Origin of the sequence: Enterobacter sp. DN, assembly GCF_046054285.1 — a bacterium.
Classification (GTDB): Bacteria; Pseudomonadota; Gammaproteobacteria; order Enterobacterales; family Enterobacteriaceae; genus Enterobacter; species Enterobacter hormaechei_C.
Window position 1 is genome coordinate 113,154 of sequence record NZ_JBJJTG010000005.1, and the last position, 25,191, is coordinate 138,344.

The 25,191-nt window shown below is 57.1% G+C and carries 23 protein-coding genes; 11 read left to right on the plus strand and 12 right to left on the minus strand.

Translation table 11 applies throughout. The features are described from left to right. The first annotated feature begins 10 nt into the window (after positions 1 to 10). Together uraA and ACJTMZ_RS13695 are read left to right on the plus strand one after the other, a co-directional pair. Complete coding sequence (gene uraA, locus ACJTMZ_RS13690; protein ID WP_017692944.1) at positions 11 to 1,300, plus strand: uracil permease; 1,290 nt, start codon at positions 11 to 13, stop codon at positions 1,298 to 1,300. A gap of 96 nt (positions 1,301 to 1,396) precedes the next feature. Further along, a complete protein-coding gene (locus ACJTMZ_RS13695; RefSeq protein ID WP_211482948.1) occupies positions 1,397 to 2,098 on the plus strand; it encodes a DnaA inactivator Hda in 702 nt (233 codons plus the stop codon). A gap of 86 nt (positions 2,099 to 2,184) precedes the next feature. Here the strand turns inward: ACJTMZ_RS13695 and ACJTMZ_RS13700 are convergent, their stop codons facing one another. The 3 genes from ACJTMZ_RS13700 to celB are packed head-to-tail and all read right to left on the minus strand — an operon-like array spanning position 2,185 to position 5,882. Beyond that, positions 2,185 to 3,603: a leucyl aminopeptidase family protein gene (locus ACJTMZ_RS13700; RefSeq protein WP_252010757.1), complete on the minus strand. Its 1,419-nt coding sequence runs from the start codon at positions 3,601 to 3,603 to the stop codon at positions 2,185 to 2,187. Continuing rightward, a complete protein-coding gene (locus ACJTMZ_RS13705) occupies positions 3,603 to 4,559 on the minus strand; it encodes an isoaspartyl peptidase/L-asparaginase (protein ID WP_252010728.1) in 957 nt (318 codons plus the stop codon). Before ACJTMZ_RS13705 ends, ACJTMZ_RS13700 begins: the two co-directional genes overlap by 1 nt. A gap of 3 nt (positions 4,560 to 4,562) precedes the next feature. After that, positions 4,563 to 5,882 (minus strand): PTS cellobiose transporter subunit IIC, encoded by a 1,320-nt coding sequence (celB, locus tag ACJTMZ_RS13710; protein WP_032619279.1) that lies wholly within the window; start codon positions 5,880 to 5,882, stop codon positions 4,563 to 4,565. A 145-nt stretch (positions 5,883 to 6,027) separates the two neighbouring features. On the opposite strand from celB, the gene ACJTMZ_RS13715 reads away from it, so the two are divergent. Beyond that, positions 6,028 to 6,852: a homeodomain-like domain protein gene (locus ACJTMZ_RS13715; RefSeq protein ID WP_017383504.1), complete on the plus strand. Its 825-nt coding sequence runs from the start codon at positions 6,028 to 6,030 to the stop codon at positions 6,850 to 6,852. On the opposite strand, the gene arsC is transcribed toward ACJTMZ_RS13715, so the two are convergent. Both arsC and bepA read right to left on the minus strand, forming a co-directional pair. Beyond that, positions 6,849 to 7,205, minus strand: a complete 357-nt coding sequence (gene arsC, locus ACJTMZ_RS13720) for an arsenate reductase (glutaredoxin) (RefSeq protein ID WP_017383503.1) — start codon at positions 7,203 to 7,205, stop codon at positions 6,849 to 6,851. The genes ACJTMZ_RS13715 and arsC overlap by 4 nt on opposite strands. A gap of 13 nt (positions 7,206 to 7,218) precedes the next feature. Beyond that, positions 7,219 to 8,682, minus strand: a complete 1,464-nt coding sequence (gene bepA, locus ACJTMZ_RS13725; RefSeq protein WP_017692947.1) for a beta-barrel assembly-enhancing protease — start codon at positions 8,680 to 8,682, stop codon at positions 7,219 to 7,221. Positions 8,683 to 8,902: 220 nt separating this feature from the next. Between bepA and ACJTMZ_RS13730 the strand changes: the two genes are divergently transcribed. Further along, the gene (locus ACJTMZ_RS13730) at positions 8,903 to 9,967 is read left to right on the plus strand and encodes an AI-2E family transporter (protein ID WP_003860546.1); all 1,065 of its coding nucleotides are present in this window, start codon (positions 8,903 to 8,905) and stop codon (positions 9,965 to 9,967) included. A 139-nt stretch (positions 9,968 to 10,106) separates the two neighbouring features. On the opposite strand, the gene bcp is transcribed toward ACJTMZ_RS13730, so the two are convergent. Next, complete coding sequence (gene bcp, locus ACJTMZ_RS13735) at positions 10,107 to 10,577, minus strand: thioredoxin-dependent thiol peroxidase (protein ID WP_252010727.1); 471 nt, start codon at positions 10,575 to 10,577, stop codon at positions 10,107 to 10,109. Beyond that, positions 10,577 to 11,146, minus strand: coding sequence for a glycine cleavage system transcriptional repressor (locus ACJTMZ_RS13740; protein ID WP_000213743.1), 570 nt, complete (start codon positions 11,144 to 11,146; stop codon positions 10,577 to 10,579). Before ACJTMZ_RS13740 ends, bcp begins: the two co-directional genes overlap by 1 nt. Before the next feature lie 145 nt (positions 11,147 to 11,291). Here ACJTMZ_RS13740 and dapA point away from each other — a divergent pair, with 145 nt between their 5' ends. From dapA to ypfH, 6 genes are all read left to right on the plus strand, one after another. Next, entirely contained in the window at positions 11,292 to 12,170 is an 879-nt protein-coding gene (dapA, locus tag ACJTMZ_RS13745) for a 4-hydroxy-tetrahydrodipicolinate synthase (protein WP_003860542.1), read from the plus strand. Positions 12,171 to 12,186: 16 nt separating this feature from the next. Continuing rightward, positions 12,187 to 13,221: an outer membrane protein assembly factor BamC gene (gene bamC / locus ACJTMZ_RS13750; protein WP_017383500.1), complete on the plus strand. Its 1,035-nt coding sequence runs from the start codon at positions 12,187 to 12,189 to the stop codon at positions 13,219 to 13,221. Between the two features lie 109 nt (positions 13,222 to 13,330). Continuing rightward, positions 13,331 to 14,044 (plus strand): phosphoribosylaminoimidazolesuccinocarboxamide synthase, encoded by a 714-nt coding sequence (gene purC / locus ACJTMZ_RS13755; protein WP_001171626.1) that lies wholly within the window; start codon positions 13,331 to 13,333, stop codon positions 14,042 to 14,044. Positions 14,045 to 14,164: 120 nt separating this feature from the next. Beyond that, positions 14,165 to 15,034 (plus strand): neutral zinc metallopeptidase, encoded by an 870-nt coding sequence (locus tag ACJTMZ_RS13760; protein ID WP_001303362.1) that lies wholly within the window; start codon positions 14,165 to 14,167, stop codon positions 15,032 to 15,034. Further along, complete coding sequence (locus ACJTMZ_RS13765) at positions 15,034 to 16,980, plus strand: GNAT family N-acetyltransferase (RefSeq protein ID WP_252010726.1); 1,947 nt, start codon at positions 15,034 to 15,036, stop codon at positions 16,978 to 16,980. The genes ACJTMZ_RS13760 and ACJTMZ_RS13765 overlap by 1 nt, the downstream gene beginning before the upstream one ends. A 73-nt stretch (positions 16,981 to 17,053) precedes the next feature. Next, entirely contained in the window at positions 17,054 to 17,749 is a 696-nt protein-coding gene (gene ypfH, locus ACJTMZ_RS13770; RefSeq protein ID WP_048973711.1) for an esterase, read from the plus strand. Between the two features lie 98 nt (positions 17,750 to 17,847). On the opposite strand, the gene ACJTMZ_RS13775 is transcribed toward ypfH, so the two are convergent. From ACJTMZ_RS13775 to ACJTMZ_RS13785, 3 genes are read right to left on the minus strand one after another with little or no spacing between them, the layout of a single operon-like run. Continuing rightward, a complete protein-coding gene (locus tag ACJTMZ_RS13775; RefSeq protein WP_000383991.1) occupies positions 17,848 to 18,045 on the minus strand; it encodes a YpfN family protein in 198 nt (65 codons plus the stop codon). A 24-nt stretch (positions 18,046 to 18,069) separates the two neighbouring features. After that, on the minus strand, positions 18,070 to 19,197 hold the full coding sequence (gene dapE / locus ACJTMZ_RS13780; RefSeq protein ID WP_017383496.1) for a succinyl-diaminopimelate desuccinylase: 1,128 nt from the start codon (positions 19,195 to 19,197) through the stop codon (positions 18,070 to 18,072). A 3-nt stretch (positions 19,198 to 19,200) separates the two neighbouring features. Then, positions 19,201 to 19,557 (minus strand): ArsC family reductase, encoded by a 357-nt coding sequence (locus ACJTMZ_RS13785; RefSeq protein ID WP_015572203.1) that lies wholly within the window; start codon positions 19,555 to 19,557, stop codon positions 19,201 to 19,203. A gap of 387 nt (positions 19,558 to 19,944) precedes the next feature. Here ACJTMZ_RS13785 and ypfM point away from each other — a divergent pair, with 387 nt between their 5' ends. Continuing rightward, the gene (gene ypfM / locus ACJTMZ_RS13790) at positions 19,945 to 20,004 is read left to right on the plus strand and encodes a protein YpfM (protein WP_015572204.1); all 60 of its coding nucleotides are present in this window, start codon (positions 19,945 to 19,947) and stop codon (positions 20,002 to 20,004) included. A 109-nt stretch (positions 20,005 to 20,113) separates the two neighbouring features. Here the strand turns inward: ypfM and acrD are convergent, their stop codons facing one another. Continuing rightward, positions 20,114 to 23,227, minus strand: coding sequence for a multidrug efflux RND transporter permease AcrD (acrD, locus tag ACJTMZ_RS13795; protein ID WP_017383494.1), 3,114 nt, complete (start codon positions 23,225 to 23,227; stop codon positions 20,114 to 20,116). Between the two features lie 141 nt (positions 23,228 to 23,368). Then, positions 23,369 to 25,063: a nitrate/nitrite two-component system sensor histidine kinase NarQ gene (narQ, locus tag ACJTMZ_RS13800; RefSeq protein WP_045614070.1), complete on the minus strand. Its 1,695-nt coding sequence runs from the start codon at positions 25,061 to 25,063 to the stop codon at positions 23,369 to 23,371. Positions 25,064 to 25,191 lie beyond the last annotated feature (128 nt).

Here is a 25,191-nt window from a genome sequence, read left to right on the forward strand (position 1 = left end):
GGAAAACACTATGACGCGCCGTGCTATCGGGGTGAGTGAAAGACCGCCGCTTTTACAGACAATCCCGCTTAGTTTGCAGCACCTGTTCGCCATGTTTGGCGCAACCGTGCTGGTGCCAATCCTGTTTCACATTAACCCGGCTACCGTGCTGCTGTTTAACGGCATCGGTACGCTGCTTTACCTCTTCATCTGTAAAGGCAAAATCCCGGCCTATCTCGGGTCGAGCTTCGCGTTTATCTCCCCGGTTCTGCTGTTGCTGCCGCTGGGTTATGAGGTCGCGCTGGGCGGCTTTATCATGTGCGGCGTGCTGTTCTGCCTGGTCTCCTTCATCGTGAAGAAAGCCGGTACCGGCTGGCTGGACGTGATGTTCCCGCCTGCGGCAATGGGGGCCATCGTTGCCGTCATCGGCCTGGAGCTGGCGGGCGTGGCGGCGAACATGGCCGGGCTGCTGCCTGCGGACGGTCAGTCACCGGATTCCAAAACCATCATTATTTCGCTGGTGACGCTGGGCGTGACGGTTTTCGGTTCCGTCCTCTTCCGCGGCTTTATGGCGATTATCCCGATCCTGATCGGCGTGCTGGCGGGTTACGCGCTCTCCTTCGTGATGGGCGTTGTGGATACCACCCCGATTGCCGAGGCGCACTGGTTCGCGCTGCCAACCTTCTACACCCCGCGCTTTGAATGGTTCGCCATTTTCACTATTCTGCCTGCCGCGCTGGTGGTGATTGCTGAGCACGTCGGCCACCTGGTGGTGACGGCGAACATCGTGAAGCGCGACCTGATCCGCGACCCGGGCCTGCATCGCTCCATGTTTGCCAACGGTTTCTCCACCATCATCTCTGGTTTCTTCGGCTCAACGCCAAACACGACTTACGGTGAGAATATCGGCGTAATGGCGATCACCCGCGTCTACAGCACCTGGGTTATCGGCGGCGCGGCGATCATCGCCATTCTGCTCTCCTGCGTTGGTAAACTGGCGGCGGCGATCCAGATTATCCCGGTTCCGGTGATGGGCGGCGTTTCCCTGCTGCTGTACGGGGTGATCGGTGCCTCCGGTATTCGCGTGCTGATTGAATCCAAAGTGGATTACAGCAAGGCGCAGAACCTGATCCTCACTTCCGTTATCCTGATTATCGGCGTGAGCGGCGCGAAGGTGCACATCGGCGCGGCAGAGCTGAAGGGTATGGCGCTGGCGACCATCGTCGGCGTCGGCCTGAGCCTGATTTTCAAGCTGATCTCGGTGATCCGCCCGGAAGAGGTGGTGCTGGACGCGGACGAAAGCGAAAAAGCGCCACATTGATCGTCATGCCGGGCGAAGGATCGCCCGGTTCTCTCCTTGCAGGTTCCGTGTTAAACTCCATTCCGATTTTATGTAAGATCTCTGGTTGAGGTATTTCTGAACGGACCGGCACAGCTCTCTCTGCCACTTTATCTCCCTGACGACGAAACTTTCGCGAGTTTCTGGCCGGGTGATAACCCCTCTTTACTGGCTGCACTGCAAAACGTGCTGCGCCAGGAACACAGCGGATACATCTATATCTGGTCACGCGAAGGCGCGGGACGCAGCCACCTGCTGCATGCCGCCTGTGCGGAGCTTTCGGCGCGCGGTGACGCGGTAGGCTATGTGCCGCTGGATAAACGCACCTGGTTTGTGCCTGAGGTGCTGGAGGGCATGGAACATCTCTCCCTGGTCTGCATCGATAATATCGAATGCGTGGCGGGGGACGAACCGTGGGAAATGGCGATCTTTAACCTCTACAACCGCATCCTGGAGTCGGGCAAAACCCGGCTGCTGATCACTGGCGATCGTCCGCCGCGTCAGCTCAATCTGGGGCTGCCGGATCTGGCGTCTCGTCTGGACTGGGGACAAATCTACAAGCTGCAACCGCTGTCGGATGAAGACAAACTCCAGGCACTTCAGTTGCGCGCCAGACTGCGCGGATTTGAACTGCCGGAAGACGTGGGTCGTTTCCTGCTCAAGCGTCTGGATCGCGAAATGCGCACGCTGTTTGATACGCTCGATCAGCTCGATCGCGCCTCCATTACCGCCCAGCGCAAGCTGACCATTCCGTTTGTAAAAGATATTCTTAAGCTTTGAGTTTTTTGCCCGGTGGCGCTGCGCTTACCGGGCCTACGAAAACCCGTCATACCTTGTAGGCCGGGTAAGGCGCAGCCGCCACCCGGCTAAAGATCCCCCAACAAGTGCTCCACCAGCAGCGGAATCGGTCTTCCCGATGCCACGCTTCTGCCGTTCTCACGCCACAGCGCCGTCCCGCTGATATCCAGATGCGCCCACGGAATGGTCGGCGGGCAGAAGTGATGCAGCAGCCACGCCGCCGAGGCGCTGATCGCCGCATTGTTGGTCGGCGTGTTGCATAGATCGGCAATGGCGCTGTCGGTCTGCTTTCTCAGCCGCGCATCCAGCGGCAGGGACCACACCTCGTCGCCGCTTCGTTTGCCCGCGAGCGTCAGTGCCTGACGCAACGGCTCATCCTGGGTCATCAGCCCGCTCAGCTCATACCCCAGCGCTTTCACCACCGCTCCGGTTAAGGTCGCCATATCAATGATATAGTGCGCCTGCGGATGGCGCTGACTCGCCCAGGCGATAGCGTCTGCCAGTACCAGCCGGCCCTCGGCATCGGTATTGTTGATTTCAACGGTGGTGCCGTTGCAGGCCGTCGCCACCGTGCCGGGCTGCATGGCGTCGGGGCCGATGGCGTTTTCCGCCAGCGCCAGCACGCCCATGATGCGCACGGGTAATTTCAGCTCCGCAACGGTCAGCATCAGCCCGAGCACGTTAGCCGCGCCGCACATGTCATATTTCATGGTGTACATGCCCGCGCCTTCCTTCAGCCACAGGCCGCCGGTGTCAAAGGTAATGCCTTTTCCCACGTAGCAGCGCACCGGGCCATCAGACACGCCGTTATAGTGAATAGCGAGCAGACGCGGTGGGCAGGTCGCCCCTTTGCCGACGGCGTGCAGCAACCCAAGCCCTTGCTCAACGATTTGCGTTTCATCCAGTACGTCACACCGCAGGGCAGGGCTGGCGGCACACAGTTTTTGCGCCTCATCCACCACAAACTGCGGCGTGCAGCGGTCGGACGGCATATCCGCCAGACGTCGCGCCGCAACCATGCCGAGCGCAATGGCCTGCTGCTGGCGGAAGGTCGTCTCCAGCTTCGCCTGCTGTTCCGGCAGGCAGAGGGCAGTGATGCAGGTAAGACGCAGCGCTACGTCCGTCTTCTTCAGCTTCAGGTCACTGAGCCTGTGCGCCTGATTAAAGAGAAAACGCAGTACCTGCGCCAGCACCACATCGTCAATATCCGTCACGTCCAGCACGAGTTCGGCGCTGGCGGGGGCGGCAAGCAGCGGTCGCAGGGCGGTGAGCAACCCTTCGGTCAGGGCGTCATGCCAGAGCGCATCCGGAAACAGGGTGATGCGGGCAAACGGCGCGCAGCCAAAGCGCGCGTCCGCGACGGTGCTCTGCTGGCGCATTTCAGCGATAAGAGCGCTATCCGGTAACAGGGAACTGTCAGCGCGCGCAATCAAATGGCTTTGCGGCTTCGCGTCTGAAAGCGCGTGGATAAACTGGTATGTGATCATCATGACTCCTCAATCGGTGCGCGGATCCGCGCGGCATAGGCCTGCATCCACTCCTCATCTACCGCGTGATAGTGCGTTTTCTCCCGCAGGCGTTCAGTACGGAAAACGGTGAGGGGCTGGCGAGCCGTCGCCACCACGAACGAGAAGGTTTTGATGTTGGTCGCGGCGCCAAATTCTCCTTTGCTGTTCATGCACACCACGGAGAGATCGCCCGCGCGGCCAAAGCGCGACATCAGCTTGTCTTCCAGTTCGAACACCACCGAATCCGCCGCCTGCTGCGGCGTCATCCCTTGCGCCATCCGGCGAACGATTTCGTAGCTGGTACAGCCCTTCATCAGATCTTCACCGACGCCCGTGGCGGTGGCCGCGCCGGTTTCGCTGTCGCAGTAAAAGCCGGAGCCGATGATGGGTGAGTCACCGAGGCGGCCGCGTTTTTTCATAAACAGGCCGCTGGTGGAGGTGGCGACGCTCATCGAGCCCTGTTTATCGAGGCCGATGATGCCGACGGTGTCATGTCCGTCGTAGGGGCTTAACCCCTTGTCCAGCGTTTCGCGGCAGCGCTTACGGTAGTGTTGCATGGCGCGATCCGTGAGCATGGTTTTGTCGGCAAAGCCCTGGCTCAGCGCCCATTCGCGCGCGCCCTGGCCGACCAGCAGGTTGTTATAGCGCTGGCGGCTGAGCGCGTGCGCCACGCGTACCGGGTTGGCGATATCCACCAGATTGCCCACGGCGCCGAACGCCAGCGTGTCGCCGTCCATATAGGCCGCGTCCAGCTCCACCTCGCCGTTTTCGGTGGGCAGCCCGCCGTAGCCGACAGATTTATAAAACGGAAAGTCCTCGACGGCGACGACGGCATCCACCACCGCCGGAGCGACAGGTTTGCCCGCAGCCAGCGCAGACGCAGACTCCGTGACGCCTTCAAGCGCCATTCGCCAGGTTGCGATAATTCCCCACATGCTTTACTCCTGTTTTGCAAGGGTGGTGTCGGTTTGCGTAGCGGTAGTCAGCTCCGCGGCGCGGTACTGTTTATCCAGGATACGCATGAAAGGCAGGTACAGCATGGCGCCAATCAGCAGGTTGATCAGCTGCATCACGCTGCCGCTCAGGTGCCCGGTGACGATAAAGCCGCTGATAACCGGCGGCAGCGTCCAGGGGATAAACACCCCGGTGGTGACGGCGACCGCACCAATTTTCATCGCCGCATACTGCACGGTGACCAGCACCAGCGGCACCAGATTGAACGGGATGAGCATGATCGGGTTCATGATCACCGGCAGGCCAAACAGGATCGGTTCGTTGATGTTAAACACCGACGCGCCCGCACCGAGGCGCGCTACTTCGCGCATGTTTTTGCTGCGGGCGAAAATCAGCATCGCAATCACCAGCGACAGCGTGGCGCCCGCGCCGCCCATCCAGATCATGTCAAAAAACTGTTCGGTGATGATGTGCGGCGGCGTCGTTCCCGCCTGGATCGCGGCGATGTTGTCGGTCTGGTTCTCCATCCACAGCGGGCGAATAATCCCGTTGATCATCGAACCGGAGTTAATGCCCACTGACCACAGAATGGTGATGCTGAATACGGTCATCAGCGCCCCGAAATAAGAGGTGCCGTAGTGGCGCACCGGGGTGGCAACCACTTCATAAATAAACTGGTGGATGGTGTGATAGTGGGTGTTTTCAAAGATGATGCGGATAAGCAGCACCAGAATCATCACCAGCAGGGCCGGGATCAGGGCCGCGAACGACTCCTGCACCGCCGGAGGCACGCCGTCCGGCATTTTGATGACCAGCTTTTTGCGCTTCAGCCAGCAGAACAGTTCCGTCCACAGCAGGGAACCGATCATCGCCACGAACAGCCCTTTGCTGCCAATCCACTCCACCGGCATCACGGTAATGCCGCCGTTTTCCGCCACTTTGATAAAGGGCGTCAGGATCAGAAACGCGACCAGCGCCAGGATGCCGCAGGAGATGCGGTCCTCGCCATAATGCTCAGCCAGGCGGTAGGCCACCAGGAAGCTGATAAACAGCGACATGGTTGAGAACACCGCGTTAAACGGGATCTCTATAATTGCACTCCAGCTCTCACCAAAGGCCTGAGACATAAACTGCTGATAGGCCTGATTCGGGAAGGAGGAGATCACCAGCAGAATGGAGCCGACGATGATAAACGGCATGAATGAAACGTAGGCGCCGCGAATGGCCCCAAGATGACGCTGCTGGGCCGTTTTCGCCGCCAGCGGCATCAGTTTTGCTTCAAGAAATCCCAGAACATTGTTCATTGTGAACTCCGTACAAGATTGAGAGGTGTTGTTTATGTTATGTCTGTGGATTATCAGTGAAGCGCGGCGAGCGAAAGGTGAAATCGGTCACAAAGCATTCGCTGCTCTGATATAAATCTCATAAGATTAGTTCCGGAGGGACGCGATGGAAATCAAACTGCATGCCAACGCCACCACCACACCGCGTATCCGTCGTTATCTTCAGCAGTCAGATAAAAGCGACAGGGAACTTGCCGTTGAGCTGGGGATCTCGGTCACCACCGTCAGGCGCTGGCGCAACCGCGACCAGGTTTCGGATAACCACACAACGCCAAAAGTGATACACAAAGCGCTGAGACAAGAGCAGGCGGCACTGATAAATGCCCTGCGGGATATCACAGGGGCACCGTTGGATGAACTGCTGCTGCTGGTGAATGACGGACTCGGGATCGCCGTTTCCCGCGCGACCCTGAACCGCTACCTCAAACCAGCCTCGCTAAAACAAAAGGGGGCGTCGTTGCAGGGCAAAAAGGCGCTGAAGGCCGGGATCATGCCGCAGAAGCTACTCCTGCATCATCAGCCGCTGTCGCTGCATATGGACGACGGTGGCGAGCAACACCTGCTCTGGGCGCGTGAACCCGTCAGCGGCTGGTGTTACGCCCGGCTTTATGCTGGCGTATCGCCGCAGTTGCTGACCCGCTGGACGAACGAGGTGCTGGCTGCCTGTCCGGCTGATATTCAATCTGTTGAGACTTTTGGGCTAGAAGTGAACTTGCCGGAGCATAACGTCACCGTAAAAGTGCATTCACAGTATTATCTCGCCCTTCAGGTCACCGTGCCGTTACGCGAAATCATTCCGCGGGTGAACAGTGAACCGATGGGAGAGCTGTTGATCCAACTGTGTGAGTTTTACAACCGGGGAAAAGCGCAGAAAAAGCTGGGAGAGCGTACGCCGCAGGCGTTTCTGGAAGCGCTGCGGCGTAACGATTAGACGATCTCGAGCACGTCTTCCGGCGGACGGCCGATACGCGCCTTGCCATTTGCCACTACAATCGGGCGCTCAATCAGCTTTGGATTGTCGACCATCGCCTGAATCAGCCGATCTTCAGTGAGACTGGTATCGTTCAGATTGAGCGACTTATACAGATCTTCTTTCTGACGCATCAGGTCGCGTGCGCTGCCCATGTTCAGCATCTTCAGCAGCTGGCGGATAGTCTGCGCGTCCGGCGGCGTCTCCAGGTACAGCACCACTTCCGGTTCGATGCCGTTAGACTTCAGCAGGCTGAGGGTGTCTCGGCTCTTGGAGCAGCGAGGGTTATGGTAAATTTTTACCGCGTCTGTCATGACTTCTCCTTTATTACATCTTCTCGTACGGCTTAAAGCGTTGTTGCAGGCCGCGCAGCTGGTCGATTCGCGCATCGTAGCGGGCCTGTTGCAGGCTGCCAAGCTTCACCTGCGAGCTGGCGCTGCTCAGCAGGGAAATGGCCTGATCGAGACGACCCGCCAGCGCCAGACCTTCCGCACGCGCGGCCAGCTCCTGATCGCGGTTACCCAGTTGCCCCTGGGCCTGGGCGAGCAGCTCCCAGCCGTTCTGGTCATCTTTATTGTTAAAGGTGTAGCGGTTCAGAATGGTCACCGCCTCGCCGGGCTGGCCGCCCTGTAGGTAGGCGTTCGCCAGGTTAAGCTGCAATACTGGATTATTACGAAGATCTTTCGCCCCTTTCAGGCGATTAATCGCATCGGTCGCTTTTTTCTGCCCCAGATCGATATCGGTGGCGAGGTCGAGATACCACGGATTGTCAGGCGCCGCCGTCAGCAGCGGCTGTAGCGCTTTTCGCGCTTCATCGTATTTGCTGGCCTCCATCGCCTGGAGCGCCTGACCATACTGCGCCGCGTTTTTCTCGCGCACGTTGCCTTTCGCCAGCGCGTCCAGCAGATCGCTGGTGAGCTGATTACGTCCGGAGTTGTACATGCCAAGCGTTCTCACTTTGGCCATGTAGAAATCCTGCGAAGACTGCACCACGACCGGACGCATCTGATTGGCACGGTTACGCGCATCCGAGAGGCGGCTTTCCGGCAGCGGGTGGGTCAACAGAATTTCAGGCGGGCGCGACGAGTAGCGTGCCTGGTCGAGCAGCTTTTCCAGGAAGCTCGGCATGGCCTGCGGGTCAAAGCCGGAACGCTGTAAAACCTGAATGCCGATGCGGTCTGCTTCCTGCTCGTTCTGCTGGGTAAAGCTGATCATCCCCTGACGCGTACCCGCCAGCGTCCCGGTAAGCGCCGCCATCCCGGCCTGCGGGCTGGCCATCGCCAGCAGAATAGAACCCAGCGCGCCCACCCAGGTTAGCGGGGCGTTACGCTTCTGATCTTCCATCGCACGCGCCAGATGGCGCTGGGTGACGTGCGAAATTTCGTGCGCCATGACGGACGCCAGCTGGCTTTCGTTATCGGAATAACGGAACAACGCCGAATGCAGCACCACGTTCCCGCCAAAGAAGGCGAAGGCGTTGATTTCGTCGTTATTGATTAAATAGAAGTGGAAGGGCGTTTTTACCGAGTCGGCGTGCGCCACCAGACGCATCCCCAGGCCGTTAATGTATTGCACCAGCAAAGGGTCGTTAATCAGCGGAGCACTGCCGCGCAGCTGGCGTACGTAATAATCACCCATCTGCATCTCCTGCCCGATGGAGAGCGTGCTTCCTGCCGTGGTGCCCATGTCCGGCAATGAATCGGACGAGTCAGCGAAAGCGGGCAACACCTGACCCACCGTCACGGCGGCAATCAGTGTCGCAACCAGTGTTTTTCTCAACTGCCTGAACATAACCACTGTCCTGTATGTTGGATGTGCTAATTTGACCGATGAACCCGCATAACGTTCATCTCCGCTGCTCTGCGAGTGTAGCCGTGTTAAGAGATGAAGAAAATCCCATTCATCAGGGTTTTGCGAAACCTGACAGTGAAACAAAAAGGAAAGTCTTTTTTGTGACAGTTAGATACAATTCACCGTCTCACTCCCGCCATTCGATTCAGGGAAGGGTTGTATGCTCGAAATGTTAATGCAGTGGTATCGGCGTCGGTTTAGCGACCCGGAAGCCATTGCTTTGCTGGTCATTCTGGTTGCCGGATTCGGTATCCTGTTCTTCTTTAGTGGCCTGCTGGCACCGCTACTGGTGGCAATTGTGCTGGCGTATCTGCTGGAGTGGCCCACCGCGCGTCTGGAACATATCGGCTGTTCCCGCCGCTGGGCGACCAGCATTGTTCTGGTGCTGTTTGTCGGCATTCTGCTGCTGATGTCCTTCGTGGTGATGCCCATCGCCTGGCAACAGGGGATCTACCTGATCCGCGATATGCCCGGCATGCTGAATAAACTGTCTGATTTTGCCGCCACGCTGCCGCGCCGCTATCCTGCGCTGATGGACGCCGGGATCATCGATGCGATGGCCGAAAACATGCGCGCCCGCATCATGACCATGGGTGATTCGGTGGTGAAATACTCTCTGGCCTCGCTGGTCGGCCTGCTGACGCTGGCGGTTTACCTTGTTCTCGTGCCGCTAATGGTGTTTTTCCTGGTCAAAGATAAAGAGCAGATGCTGAACGCGGTACGCCGTGTGCTGCCGCGCAATCGCGGTCTCGCCGGTCAGGTCTGGCAGGAGATGAACCAGCAGATCACCAACTACATTCGCGGCAAAGTGCTGGAGATGATTGTGGTGGGCGTGGCGACCTGGATTGGCTTCGTGATCTTCGGACTGAACTACTCGCTGCTGCTGGCGGTGCTGGTCGGATTCTCGGTTCTGATCCCGTATATCGGCGCGTTTGTGGTGACCATTCCGGTTGTGGGGGTGGCGCTGTTCCAGTTTGGTTTGGGTACGGAGTTCTGGAGCTGTTTCGCCGTATACCTGATTATTCAGGGACTGGACGGGAACCTGCTGGTACCGGTGCTGTTCTCAGAAGCAGTTAACCTGCATCCGCTGGTGATTATCCTTTCAGTGGTGATTTTCGGCGGGCTGTGGGGATTCTGGGGGGTATTCTTCGCCATTCCGCTGGCGACGCTGATTAAAGCCGTGGTCCACGCGTGGCCGGATGTGCCAGCGGTGGAAGAGAAGTAGATTTAGTGCGGGCTGATGCCCTCACCCCAACCCTCTCCCGCGGGGAGAGGGGGCAAACACTAAAAACGGTAGCGCATGCTACCGTTTTGCATTTACCTTGTAGGCCGGGTAAGCGCAGCGCCACCCGGCACTAAAATTATCACGCGTTCTCTTTCAGCCACTTCAACACCACGTCGTGGTGGTTGCTGGTTTTGAAATCATCAAACACGTGCTCAACTTTACCGTCAGCGTCAATCAGGAAACTGATGCGGTGAATACCGTCGTACGTTTTGCCCATAAAGGACTTCTCACCCCAGACGCCAAACTGCTCGCAAACCTGGTGGTCTTCATCGGAAAGCAGCGTGAAGTTCAGCAGCTCTTTTTCCGCAAAGCGTGACAGCTTCTCTGGGTTATCGGTGCTGATGCCCAGCACTTCCACACCGACCTTTTTCAACTCATCCATGTTGTCGCGTAGACCGCAGGCCTGTACGGTACAGCCCGGGGTCATGGCTTTCGGGTAGAAATAGACCAGAACACGCTGTCCCTGGAAGTCGGTCAAATTTACTTGCTCGCCGTCTTGATCCGGTAAGCTAAATTTCGGTGCGATATCACCGGCTTTCAGTGGGTTCATTACTCAACTCCATCCTGTTCGTGCTGCGAATAATCGACGACGCTTATACTGCCTTGCGCATGTAATTCTGTACAGAGGGCTTTGAACGCTTGCTCGATATTTGACGCATCCTGCGAGGCAGGGCTGTGTGCGGTAATTTGAATAAACAGCGTCGGGATTGCGTTTTCATCGCCCGGCTGCGTGCGGGAAACCAGTTCGGCAATGTTCATCTGATGGCTGTCAAACAGCGCCGTGAAACGTTCAATCAGATGAGGTGAATCAGGCACTTCAACCTGTACCCAGACCGTGGCAGGCAGAGCCGGACGCGGGCGCGCGGTGGTGCGCTTCATCACAATCAGTAAATCCAGCTCTGCGCCTTTCAGCGGCAAGGTAGATTCGATGAGGGTAATGGCATTCCATGTTCCGGAAAGCAGCATGATGAACGTGAACTCTTCGCCAAGCATAGCCAGCCGGCTATCTTCGATGTTGCAGCCGCAGCTGCTCACGTGGCGAGTGATGGTATTCACGATACCCGGCCTGTCAGCACCCAGCGCAGTGATAACCAGGTAATGTTGTGATGAGGTTGTCAAACCTGTTCTTCCTTTGCGTGGTTAAGTCTTCCTAAGGAAAGCATAAAAAAAACATGCATACAACCGCCTGAGAGCCTCAGGTCGCTTGCTTTTATTACAGTTCCAAACGTAACATTGAGGCTCTTGTTCGCACAGAGGATGGCTCATGTTCACGGGAAGTATTGTCGCGCTTGTTACACCGATGGATGAAAAAGGTAATGTCTGCCGGTCAAGCATGAAGAAGCTCATTGATTACCATGTCGCCAATGGAACCTCGGCGATCGTTTCGGTAGGGACTACCGGTGAATCCGCTACGCTGAGCCACGAAGAGCACGGCGACGTTGTGATGCTGACCCTGGAACTGGCGGACGGGCGTATTCCGGTCATCGCGGGGACGGGCGCAAACGCAACGGCAGAAGCGATTAGCCTGACTCAGCGTTTTAACGACAGCGGCATTGTCGGCTGCCTGACGGTGACCCCTTATTACAACCGTCCTACTCAGGAAGGTTTGTTCCAGCATTTCAAAGCCATCGCTGAACATACTGACTTGCCACAAATTCTGTATAATGTGCCGTCCCGTACCGGTTGCGATATGCTGCCGGAAACCGTTGGCCGTCTCTCGAAAGTAAAAAATATTATCGGGATTAAAGAGGCGACAGGGAACTTAAGCCGCGTTCATCAGATCAAAGAGCTGGTTTCAGACGACTTTATCCTGTTGAGCGGTGATGATGCGACCGCGCTGGACTTTATGCAGCTCGGTGGTAATGGCGTGATTTCCGTTACGGCGAACGTGGCGGCGCGTGATATGGCTGACATGTGCAAACTGGCCGCAGCCGGTCACTTTGATGAAGCTCGCGTGATTAATCAGCGTCTGATGCCGTTGCACAATAAATTATTTGTCGAACCCAATCCGATCCCAGTGAAATGGGCATGTAAGGAGTTGGGGCTTGTAGCAACCGACACGCTGCGTCTGCCAATGACACCGATTACCGACCACGGTCGTGAAATTGTCGCTGGCGCGCTGAAGCATGCCGGTTTGCTGTAAAGTTTAGGGAGATTTGATGGCTTATTCAGTACAGAAGTCGCGCCTGGCGAAGGTTGCGGGTGTTTCGCTTGTTATGCTCCTCGCTGCCTGTAGTTCAGACTCGCGCTACAAGCGCCAGGTGAGCGGTGATGAATCCTATCTGGATGCGCCGCCGCTTGCTGAACTTCACGCGCCTGCCGGCATGATCCTGCCGATCCAGAACGGTGATTATAATATTCCGGTTACCAACGGCAGTGGCCTGGTGGGTAAAGCGCTTGATATTCGTCCGCCGGCTCAGCCTCTGGCGCTGGTGAGTGGCGCGCGCACGCAGTTTACCGGTGATACGGCCTCTCTGCTGGTGGAAAGCGCACGCGGTGCCACGCTGTGGCCGCAGGTTGTGAGCGTTATTCAGTCGAAAAACTATACGATTGATAAACGCGACGACGCCAGCCAGACCTTAACCACCGACTGGATTGAGTGGAACCGTCTCGATGAAGACCAGCAGTATCGTGGTCGTTATCAAGTCTCCGTTAAGCCGCAGGGTTATCAGCAGGCGGTTACCGTTAAGCTGTTGAATCTTGAGCAGGCAGGTAAACCGGTTGCCGATCCGGCCGCCATGCAGCGCTACAGCACTGAAATGCTGAACGTGATTGCCGCTGGTCTGGATAAGAACGCTACCGATGCCGCAAACGCCGCGCAGAACCGTAACGGTTCAACGTTTGATGTGCAGAGCGGTGCAGACGATACCGGCCTGCCAATGCTGGTGGTGCGTGCGCCGTTTAATCAGACCTGGCAGCGTCTGCCAGCAACGCTTGAAAAAGTGGGCATGAAGGTGACCGACAGCACCCGTTCAACGGGCAGCATCACAGCGACCTATAAGCCGCTGTCTGATAGCGCCTGGCAGGAGCTGGGGGCAAGCGATCCACAGCTGCCTTCCGGTGACTACAAAATCCAGGTTGGCGACCTCGATAACCGCAGCAGCCTGCAATTTATCGATCCGAAAGGACACACGCTGACCCAGGCGCAGAACGATGCGCTGGTCGCTGCCTTCCAGGCCGCATTCAGCAAATAATAGTGAGGGCTGGTTAATCCAGCCCTTTTTATTTTCGTGCTACGCAAACGTGTGCGTGGCATAATATGGCCAGTTTTGAATACAAATCATCACACCAGGAGTAATGAAGATGCAGAAGCAAGCTGAGTTGTATCGTGGCAAAGCGAAAACCGTATACAGCACGGAAAACCCGGATCTGTTGGTGCTCGAATTCCGCAATGATACGTCAGCAGGAGACGGCGCACGCATTGAGCAGTTCGATCGTAAGGGCATGGTGAACAACAAGTTCAACCACTTCATTATGACCAAACTGGCCGAAGCCGGTATCCCGACTCAGATGGAAGCGTTGCTGTCCGATACGGAATGTCTGGTAAAAAAACTGGATATGGTGCCGGTTGAGTGCGTGATCCGTAACCGTGCCGCAGGCTCCCTGGTGAAGCGTCTGGGCATTGAAGAGGGTATCGAACTGAATCCACCGCTGTTCGATCTGTTCCTGAAAAACGACGCCATGCACGACCCGATGGTCAACGAATCCTACTGCGAAACCTTCGGCTGGGTAAGCAAAGAGAACCTGGCGCGCATGCAGGAACTGACCTACAAAGCCAACGACGTGCTGAAAAAGCTGTTTGATGACGCGGGCCTGATCCTGGTCGACTTCAAGCTGGAGTTCGGTCTGTACAAGGGCGAAGTGGTGCTGGGCGACGAATTCTCGCCGGACGGCAGCCGCCTGTGGGACAAAGAGACGCTGGATAAAATGGACAAAGACCGTTTCCGCCAGAGTCTGGGTGGCGTGGTCGAAGCGTACGAAGCGGTTGCTCACCGTTTAGGCGTTAAGCTCGACTAAACTGCGCATTTGCCAAAGGATGTTGGCATCCTTTGGCGTCTTATCCTTGTTTACTATGGTAATCCTTTCATTAACCGCCTACGATCATAGCTATTATAAATGGAATAGTTCGAGGTGTTTATGCGCTGGCAAGGGCGTCGTGAAAGTGACAACGTAGAAGACAGACGCAGCAGTGGTGGCGGTGGTCCGTCTATGGGCGGGCCAGGTTTCCGGTTACCCAGCGGCAAGGGCGGCATTATTCTGCTGGTCGTCGTGCTGGTGGCGGGCTACTACGGCGTCGACCTGACCGGTTTGATGACCGGTGAAACCGGGCAACAGCAGCAGTATTCTCAGCGCTCCATCAGCCCGAATGAAGATGAAGCGGCGAAATTTACTTCCGTTATTCTCGCGACGACCGAAGATACCTGGGGTCAGCAGTTCGAGAAAATGGGGCGGACTTATCAGCCGCCAAAACTGGTGATGTACCGGGGCGCAACCCGCACCGGCTGCGGCACCGGGCAGTCCGTTATGGGGCCGTTCTACTGCCCGGCGGACAGCACCGTCTATATCGATCTCTCCTTCTATGACGACATGAAAAGCAAGCTGGGCGCCGACGGCGATTTTGCCCAGGGCTACGTGATCGCGCATGAAGTCGGCCACCACGTGCAGAAGCTCCTCGGCATTGAGCCTAAAGTGCGTCAGATGCAGCAGAATGCTTCTCAGGCGGAGGTGAATCGTCTGTCCGTACGCATGGAGCTTCAGGCCGACTGCTTCGCTGGCGTCTGGGGACACAGCATGCAGCAGCAGGGCGTGCTGGAAACAGGCGATCTGGAAGAGGCCCTGAATGCCGCACAGGCGATTGGTGACGATCGCTTGCAGCAGCAGAGCCAGGGGCGCGTTGTGCCGGACAGCTTTACCCATGGCACCTCAGAGCAGCGCTACAGTTGGTTTAAGCGTGGCTTCGACAGCGGCAACCCGTCGCAGTGTAATACCTTCGGCAAAGCTATGTGATGTTGGGGTTTGAACAGCTGGTCAACCAGCTTCAGCGTACCGGGCACCGCCGGCTGGTGGTGCTCAGCGGCGATGAAGCGTGGACGTTGAGCCAGGCGACCATTCTGCGCGATACGTTACCAGGAGACTGGCTGTGGCTGGAGGAAAACCCCTCTAAGACCATCAGCGGCCTGCTGGGACGTGAATACCTGCACGCCGTTTTTGACGCGCGTCGCGGGTTTGACGTCTCGGCCTTCGCCGCCCTCAGCGGGACCCTGCGCGCCGGAAGCCTTCTGATGCTGCTGGTGCCGCCGTTCTCCGTCTGGGCTAACAGGCCCGACGCGGATTCTCTACGCTGGAGCGACAGCGCCGAGCCGATCGCCACCCCGCACTTTGTTCACCACTTTTGCCGGACGCTTGCCGCCGATTCAGATGCCATCGTCTGGCATCAACATCGTCCTCTGTGCCTTCCCGTTACGTCAGATTTACCCGCCTGGCAGCCTGCCAGCGGTGAACCGCAGCGCGAGCAGGCTGAGATCCTCGACGCTCTTCTGACCATGCCTGCGGGCGTGGCCGCCGTGACGGCACCGCGCGGACGCGGAAAGTCCGCCCTGGCGGGCATGTTGCTCAACGACATTCAGGGGAGTGCAGTCGTGACGGCACCGGCAAAAGGGGCGACGGATGTCATCGCGCGTTTCGCCGGGGAACATTTTCACTTTATGGCCCCGGATGCGCTGCTGGCCTCCACAACAGAAGCTGACTGGCTGATTGTCGATGAGGCGGCCGCCATCCCCGGCCCGCTGCTGGAGAAGCTGGCGTCGCGCTTTCCCCGCGTGTTGCTGACCACCACGGTGCAGGGTTATGAAGGCACGGGCAGGGGATTCCTGCTGAAGTTCTGCGCCCGGTTTAGCGGGCTGCGGCGTTATACCTTATCCACGCCTGTTCGCTGGGCTGCCGGATGTCCCCTTGAGCGGATAGTGGCGAACGCGCTGCTGTTCGACGATGCGCTTATCGATCGCAAACCGGAAGGCGAGGTACGTTTAACGTCGCTGGAGCCCGGGATGTGGGAGAGCGATCCGACGCGCGGGGCAGGCGTGTATGAACTGCTTTGCGCCGCGCACTACCGGACGTCACCCCTCGATTTACGCCGGATGATGGACGCCCCCGGCCAGCACTTTGCTATTGCTCAGGCGGGCGCGGAGATCGCGGGCGCGCTCTGGCTGGTGGAGGAGGGGGGATTACCCCCTGAACTTAGCCGCGCAGTCTGGGCGGGCTTTCGTCGGCCGCGTGGAAATCTGGTGGCGCAGTCGCTGGCAGCGCACGGCGGCTCGCCGCTCGCGGCGACGCTGAAAGGCCGACGCGTCAGCCGCATTGCGGTTCATCCCCATCGCCAGCGGGAAGGCATCGGCCAGCGGCTGATCCGCAGTGCCAGCGGAGAAGATTATCTCTCGGTCAGCTTTGGCTATACCGACGAGCTGTGGCGTTTCTGGCGGCAGTGCGGGTTTGTGCTGGTGCGAATGGGCAGCCACCGGGAAGCCAGCAGCGGGTGCTATACGGCGATGGCGTTGCTGCCGCTGAGCGAGGCGGGGCATCAGCTCTGCGAACAGGCGCATCAGCGGTTATGTCGTGATATGCGCGTCCTGTCGGCCTGGAATGGCGAAAAGATCCCGGTGACGGATGCATGGGAAGCTACCCTTAATAGTGACGACTGGCTTGAGCTGGCGGGGTTTGCCTTTGCTCACCGGGCGTTTTCAACTTCGGTTGCGGCGCTGACGCGGTTGTTGTTAGCCGTGGACATGCCGCTCCCGGCACTGCGGGGGAAAATGGAAGGGAATATGCACGATTTCGGGCGCAAAGCGTTGCTGGCGAAGCTACGCGAGGAAACCGCTCACGCGCTTGAAAGGCTTGATTACTCCCGTAGCCAGCAGCTGAAAGCCGACATTTTGCAATGGCAATTTTTTCAATGAGTTCTTCAGTAAAGTGGCATGGTCATTACCCCGCAGAGGCGTAAAATCCTGCTTATCAATTAAGGAGATCGCCATGAAACATGACCATTTTGTTGTGCAAAGCCCGGATACACCTGCTAAACAGCTCCTGCTTCTGTTTCATGGCGTGGGCGACAATGCCGTCAATATGGGACAAATTGGCAGCTGGTTTGCACCCGTTTTCCCACACGCGCTGATCGTCAGCATCGGCGGCGTGGAGCCGTGCGGTCCGGACGGGCGGCAGTGGTTTTCCGTCGAGGGCGTGACGGAGGAGAATCGTCAGGCGCGTATTGATGCCGCTATGCCAGCCTTTATCGATACCGTGCGTTACTGGCAGCAGCAGAGCGGCGTAGGCGCCGACGCAACGGCGCTGATTGGCTTCTCTCAGGGCTCAATCATGTCGCTGGAAAGCGTAAAAGCGCAGCCCGGACTGGTGTCCCGCGTGATTGCCTTTAACGGGCGTTTTGCGACGTTACCGCAAAGCGCGACCACGCAGACCACGATCCATCTCATTCATGGGGGGGAAGACCGGGTAATTGAGCTTTCGCATGCGGTTGCTGCCCAGGAGACGCTGATGCGCGAGGGCGGAGATGTGACGCTGGATATCGTAGACGATCTGGGGCATGCCATTGACGATCGCAGCATGCAGTTCGCGCTCGATCATCTGCGTTATACCGTACCGAAGCACTACTTTGATGAAGCGCTCAGCGGCGGTAAGCCGAATGACGATGATATTGTAGAGTTTATTTAAACATTTCCCCTCACCCTAACCCTCTCCCCAAAGGGAGAGGGAACAAAACACCCCTCGCCCCTCTGGGGAGAGGGGCCGGGGGTGAGGGGTGTGTACAATTACTTCTTCTGGTCCTTCTTCGGCCAGTCGTCTTCATCGTCCCACTTGTCGTTAAAATCACGGTGCGGCGGAAGATCCGGTTTGTTGGCAAGGAACTTTTTGTGGTCAACGCGCTTGAGATCTTTAATCACGTTAAGCAGCACGCCTACCAGAAATACCAACACCAGAATCCACCAGTACTTTGAAAGCCAGTCCATTCGCTAATCCTCTTTAAGCACCCGTCAGGCGACGAGCTGCTCCATAATACGTTGATACATGCGGGCCAGCAGTTGTAAATCGGCAGCGTTCACGCATTCATTGATTTTGTGAATCGTCGCGTTAACCGGGCCCAGTTCGACAACCTGTGCGCCCATGCGGGCGATAAAGCGTCCGTCAGACGTGCCGCCCGTTGTCAGCAGCTGTGGCTTAATTTCATTATAGTGCGCAATGGCGTTCACCACCGCATCCACCAGTTTACCGCGCTGCGTCAGGAACGGCTGGCCAGACAGCCACCAGTCGAGGGTATAGCGCAGCTGATATTTCTCGAGCAGCGCAATCACACGCGCTTTGATCATCTCGTCGGTCAGTTCGGTACTGAAGCGGAAGTTAAACTGGACGAAGAGATCGCCGGGAATGACGTTGTTGCTGCCGGTGCCAGCCTTGATGTTGGCTATCTGCATGCTGGTTGGCGGGAAAAATTCGTTGCCTTTATCCCATTCAATGCCTACCAGTTCGTTCAGCATCGGCGCGGCGCGGTGTACCGGGTTATCCGCCAGGTGCGGATAGGCAACGTGGCCCTGCACGCCATGAATAGTCAAATTACAGGTCAGGGATCCACGGCGGCCATTTTTCACCACATCGCCAACCACTTCGGTGCTGGACGGTTCGCCCACCAGACAGTAGTCCAGACGTTCATTGCGCGCCATCAGCGCCTCAACGACCTTCACGGTGCCGTTGTGGGCGCTGGCTTCTTCATCGGAGGTAATCAAAAACGCAAGACGGTTTTTATGGTTCGGATGCTGGGCGACGAAACGCTCTGCCGCCACGACCATCGCAGCCAGAGAACCTTTCATGTCCGCAGCGCCGCGTCCGAAAAGCATGCCGTCGCGGATGGTCGGCTCAAAAGGCGGGTTGATCCAGCGGTCTGCGTCGCCTGCGGGAACTACGTCAGTATGTCCGGCAAATGCCAGCGTCTCTCCCTGACCGCGCCATGCCCAGAAGTTCTGCGTATCGCCAAAATCCATGTGCTCCACGGTAAAACCGATGGCACGCAGGCGCTCAATCATTAATGCCTGACAACCTGCGTCGTCCGGGCTAAGGGAAGGACGGCGAATAAGCTGCTGAGTCAGCTCAATGACCGGGCATGACATAGACTACACCTCAACGAATAAATCTGAATAAAGGGTTTCACTGAAACCCAGCAGCATAGGCTGACCTGGCTTGCAGAGCAATGGGCGTTTGATGATTGCCGGCATTTCAAGCATCAGTTTGGCTGCGCTGTCGGCGTCGTTGATCGTGGCCCGGAGAGATTCATCCAGTTTTCGCCAGGTGGTCCCGCGTGTATTCAGTAGCGCTTCCCATCCCAGTTCGTTGATGGCGGAATGGAGAAAAGCGGGGTCAAGCCCGTCGGCACGGTAATCGTGGAAGCGATAGTCGATGTTGTGTGCTTCCAGCCAGCGGCGGGCTTTTTTAATCGTGTCGCAATTCTTAATGCCGTACATCACAACCATAGTGAATCCTTTTGTTCTTTTGTGGGTTAAATGTTCAATATTTTCGAAGATATATCCTTAAGTGGAATATAACACATTCGGAATTTTTCGGGATTTACAATTCTCCATAATTCAACGAACAGCTGTAAGCTGAATAGTCTTTCATCTTTTAAGCATAGTTGTCCACCCTGTTTAAATTGCCAATAAACTCAGGGGGAAATTAAAAATGCTGTCATTTTTCCGACTATTTCAAAATATTGCTGTAGGTCACATAAAATTTACCCGACAACGCTCATAGTGATCCTAAACCTACCAGCACAGCGGGGTTCAATCACAGCAATCGGTTAAAGTGGCTTCACAATGATGATACGTTTTCGTAGAATGCACATAATAATAAGAGAGGTTGTTATGATTGAACGTGAACTGGGGAACTGGAAAGATTTTATCGAAGGCATGCTTCGTAAATGAATTTCCGGTAAGAAATGCAAGAGCACTTAATTAACTAAAATAACCATAGTGTGAAAGAATCACACAATAAAAAGGCGGCCTGTAAAGCCGCCTTTTTTATTTCAACGTGTTATTCCGGCTTATCCTTCAGCGGGAAACGACGGCGTACCAGCACAAAGAACAGCGGTACGAAATAGATAGCCAGAATCGTCGCCGAAATCATTCCCCCCATAACGCCCGTTCCCACCGCGTGCTGGCTGCTGGAGCCTGCGCCGGAGCTGGTGGCCATCGGCAGGACGCCAAACACAAACGCCAGAGAAGTCATCAGGATCGGACGCAGGCGCTGACGACAGGCGTGCAGCGTGGCGGCCATCAGTTCGTGACCTTTGGCATTCATCTCATTGGCAAATTCGACGATCAGAATGGCGTTTTTCGCCGACAATCCGATTACGGTGAGGAGTCCGACCTGGAAATAGACATCATTTTCCAGGCCGCGCATCCAGGTTGCCAGCAGCGCTCCGATGACCCCGAGAGGCACCACCAGCATCACCGAGAACGGCACTGACCAGCTTTCATACAGCGCCGCCAGACAGAGGAACACCACCAGCAGCGAAAGGGCATACAAGGCAGGCGCCTGAGCGCCGGAAAGCCGTTCCTGGTAGGACATCGCCGTCCACTCCAGGCCAAAGCCGGTCGGTAACTGCTGAACCAGTTTTTCCATTATATCCATTGCGGTACCGGTACTGACGCCCGGCGCGGCTTCACCGACAATCTCCAGCGCCGAATAGCCGTTGTAACGCTCCAGACGCGGTGAACCGGTCTCCCAGCGTGACGTCGCAAACGCCGAGAACGGCACCATGCCGCCGGTGTTATTGCGCACATACCAGCGGTTGATATCGTCCGGCAGCATGCGGTATTTGGCGGCAGACTGAACGTAGACCTTCTTCACGCGGCCGCGATCCATAAAGTCATTCACGTAGCTTGAGCCCCATGCCGTTTGCAGGGTGTCGTTAATGTCGTCGATGGAGACGCCCAGCGCCTGCGCTTTACGCTGGTCAATATCCACCTGTAGCTGAGGGCTGTCATCCAGACCGTTATGACGAACGCGGGTAAGCTGCGGATCTTTCCCGGCCAGCTCCAGCAGCTTGTCGCGAGCAGCCATCAACGCGTCATGCCCGGCACCCGCGTGATCCTGAAGCTCCATATCAAACCCGGCTGAGCTGCCCAGGCCGCTGATGGCGGGCGGGCTGCTGGCGAAAACGCGCGCTTCCTTGATTTTGTTGAACGCTTTGGTTGCACGTTCAATGATGGCAAAGGAGGAGCCGGTATCGCTGTCGCGCTGGTCCCAGTCTTTCAGGCGCACAAACATACGCGCCACGTTCTGCCCGTTACCGCCAGGGCCAGAGCCGACGGTGGAGAAGACGGAGACCACGTTATCTTTCTCCTGAGTATGGAAGTAGTTCTCAACCTTCTGCACCACTTTCAGGGTCTGCTGCTGGGTCGAGCCGCTCGGTAACTGTACGGAGGTGATAAACATGCCGCGATCTTCCAGCGGCAGGAACGAGGTTGGCAGCCGCAGGAACAGGAAGACCATGCCGCCGAGCAGCAGAACATAAACCACCATCCAGCGTACGCTGCGGTGCAGAACTTTACCCACGCCCGCTTCATAGCGCGCCGCATTGCGGTTAAACATGCGGTTAAACCAGCCGAAGAAGCCTTTTTGACCGTGGTGTTCGCCCTTATGCAGCGGTTTCAGCAGCGTCGCGCACAGGGCAGGGGTAAGGATCATCGCCACCAGTACGGAGAGCACCATCGCGGAAACGATGGTGATCGAGAACTGGCGATAAATCGCGCCCGTGGTGCCGCCAAAAAACGCCATCGGGATAAATACCGCCGACAGCACCATGGCGATACCGACCAGCGCGCCCTGAATCTGTCCCATCGATTTGCGCGTGGCCTCGCGGGGCGAAAGCCCTTCCTCGCTCATGATGCGCTCAACGTTTTCCACCACCACGATGGCATCATCCACCAGCAGACCGATGGCCAGCACCATGGCGAACATGGTCAGGGTGTTGATGCTGTAACCGAAGGCATACAGCACCGCAAAGGTACCCAGCAGCACCACCGGCACCGCAATAGTGGGGATCAGCGTAGCGCGGAAGTTTTGCAGGAACAGGTACATCACGAGGAACACCAGCGCGATAGCTTCGAGCAGGGTTTTCACCACATCTTCGATGGAGGCTTTTACGAACGAGGTGGTTTCGTAGGCGACTTTGTACTCCAGTCCGTGCGGGAAGAAATGCGACAGCTCATCCAGACGCTCTAGCACCCGCTGCGCGGTCGCCATTTCGTTGGCGCCGGAGGCCAGTTTCACCCCCAGCCCGGACGCGGCATTGCCGTTGAAGCGGCTCAGGTAGTCATATTTTTCCGCCCCCATTTCCACGGTGGCGACATCCCCCAGACGCACTTCCGAACCGTCCTGATTCACGCGTAGCGTGATATTGCGGAACTGTTCAGGTGTCTGGAGCAGCGACTGGGAGTTGATGGTGGCGTTAAGCGCCTGGTTGTCCACGGACGGGGTACCGCCGAGCTGCCCCACGGCAATCTGGGCGTTCTGCGATTCGATAGCGTCGGTGACATCTTTGGCGGTCATCTGCACGCTGTTCAGCTTGTTGGGATCCAGCCAGATACGCATGGAGTACTGCGAGCCGTAGGCGTCGATATCACCCACGCCGTTGATACGGCTGAGCGGGTCCTGAATATTACTGGCGACGTAGTCCGCGATGTCCTGCTTATCCATTGAGCCATCGGTTGAAACAAACGCGATGGTCAAAATATTGGTGTCACCGGTTTTACGCACGGTCACCCCCTGGTTCTGCACCGCCTGAGGCAGTTTACGCAGGGCCGATTGCAGCTGGTTTTGCACCTGCTGCACCGCTTCATCCGGATCCGTGCCCGCCGTAAAGCTCAGGGTTACCGTCGCCTGGCCCGTGGCGCTGCTCTGTGAGGACATGTACATCAGGTTATCGAGACCCGTCATGTTCTGCTCGATAACCTGGGTGACGGTATTTTCCAGCGTCTGTGCCGAGGCGCCAGGGTAGTTCGCCGTGATACGCACGTTGGGGGGCGCGAGGTCAGGGTATTGCTCAACAGGAAGGGACGTAATCGCCAGGACACCCGTCAGACACAACAGGATTGCAAGCACCCAGGCAAAAATGGGGCGATCGATGAAAAAATTCGCCATTAAAGTGTGACCTCGTTTTGCTGCACGTCATTATTGTTTATTGCCCGCCTAACTTTAGCGGTAAGACCCAGGTCAAACGTGGAGAAATAAAGGAGATAATGTAAATTATCATGCGCTTTTTTCAGCGCGCCTTCTTTCTCGCTATTTTTCAGCCTGCGCCGCAGGCGTCCGGAACGTTACGCTGACCTGTGTCCCACCCTGTGGCGGCTGAGAAAAGTGTAATGTCCCGCCGAGCCGTCCCGCGCGTTCGCGCATGATATTCAGCCCGTAATGCCCCGGCGGTTCACTGGCGTCGCCGATACCAATGCCGTTGTCGCGGATCGTGACCGTGTGAGTGCCGTCCGCGGTGGTGACGCAGCTGACCACAATCTCGCTGGCGTCGGCATGTTTAATCGCATTCAGCACTGCCTCACGCACAATCTGTAAGAGGTGCACCTGTTTTTGTGCGTCCAGCGCCAGCGATGAGAGACGGCAGTCGAGCACCAGCTTCGCGCGGGTCTGGCTTTGCAACCCGTCGAGAGACTCCTGTAGCGCGGCAGGAAGATTGGCGTGATTGAGCGTCAGGCGGAAGGTGGTGAGCAGCTCGCGTAGCTGATGCCAGGCATTATTCAGCTCGCGGGAGAAGTCCGTAATGATGGTCTGCGCCGGAGCATTGTCGCCGGGCACGGCATGTTTCAACAGCGTAAGCTGAATACGCAAATAGGAGAGCACCTGCGCCAGCGAATCATGCAGCTCGCGCGCGATGGTGGCGCGCTCCTCCATCAGCAGCAGCTGCTGATAATGTTTCTGCGCCTGATTAAAATAGAGCCCCCGGCCCAGCATCGTCGCCACGCTTTCCATGAGCGGCAGCGGAACATCCCCGGTCGCGCTTTGCCAGCGCAGTTCGCCGTACAGGGTGTCCTGCATTAACACCGGTAAATTGTGCATTTTCTCGCCCGGGGACTCCTGTCCTTCGTAAAGCTGCCAGTCGTCACTGGTGCGCAATTGCAGGTAATTCATCTGCGTATAGTCATGCACAATCTGCAAAATATGCCGGAAGCAGTGGCTGTCTATCTGCCCGGTATTCAACGCCTGTGAGCATTTGAACAGCATTTCGAGCTGCTGATGCGCTTCATTCAGGTGGCGGGTTTTTTCAGCAACGGAGCGCTCAAGTGAACGGTACAGGGTGTGTAATTCCGCCGACATATGGTTGAAGGCGCGGGAAAGCTGGCCCAGCTCGTTGGGAAGCGTAGTATCCGGCGCGGGAGTGTCGAATTGCCCCTGTTCGATACGCTCGCTCGCCGCCACCAGATTATTCAGCGGCAGCACAACCTGACGGCGGATGCGCCGCAGGGTCACCACCGCCAGCAGCAGGATGCCCAGGCCACCCGTCAGCGACATGAAAATCACCAGCTGAATTTTATGTTCGGTGTAGTGCTGTAGCGCCAGCACAAAGGAATCTATCCGGCCCACGAAATCCTCAATGTGGTTCTGATACCACCCGGTATCGCCGCTGGCGATGCGCGTGTCCATCTCCTGCCAGCCAAGGTGCAACTGCTGGTAACGCTGTTTGACGTCCTCTGGCACATACCAGCGGTTTAGCTTCTGCAACGCAGGCGCGCTCAGCGTTTTTTGCCAGACCGCGCGGTGCTCTGCCAGCGATGGGCCGGCGCGCTGCATTTCGTAGCCCAGGCGGTAGCTCTGCATACGCAGCGAGCCGGCGATGTTAATCGCCTCGGCGTCGCGCTGGCTGCTGGCGAGTGTGACCAGCGCAATGGCGCTGATCAGAACGGACAAGACAATCATCGAAAAGAAAGCCCGAGCCAGGCTTCCCGATACGGGGCGTTTAACGGTCACTCATCAGCTTCCTGAATTAAATTGATCTGCCACAGGTTCACTGGAAATAGTTCGGCTTCCTGGGCATTTGAACATTGCGTCGCCATGCCGCTGTGGGTAAATACGATAACAATAGAAAGAATAAGGTT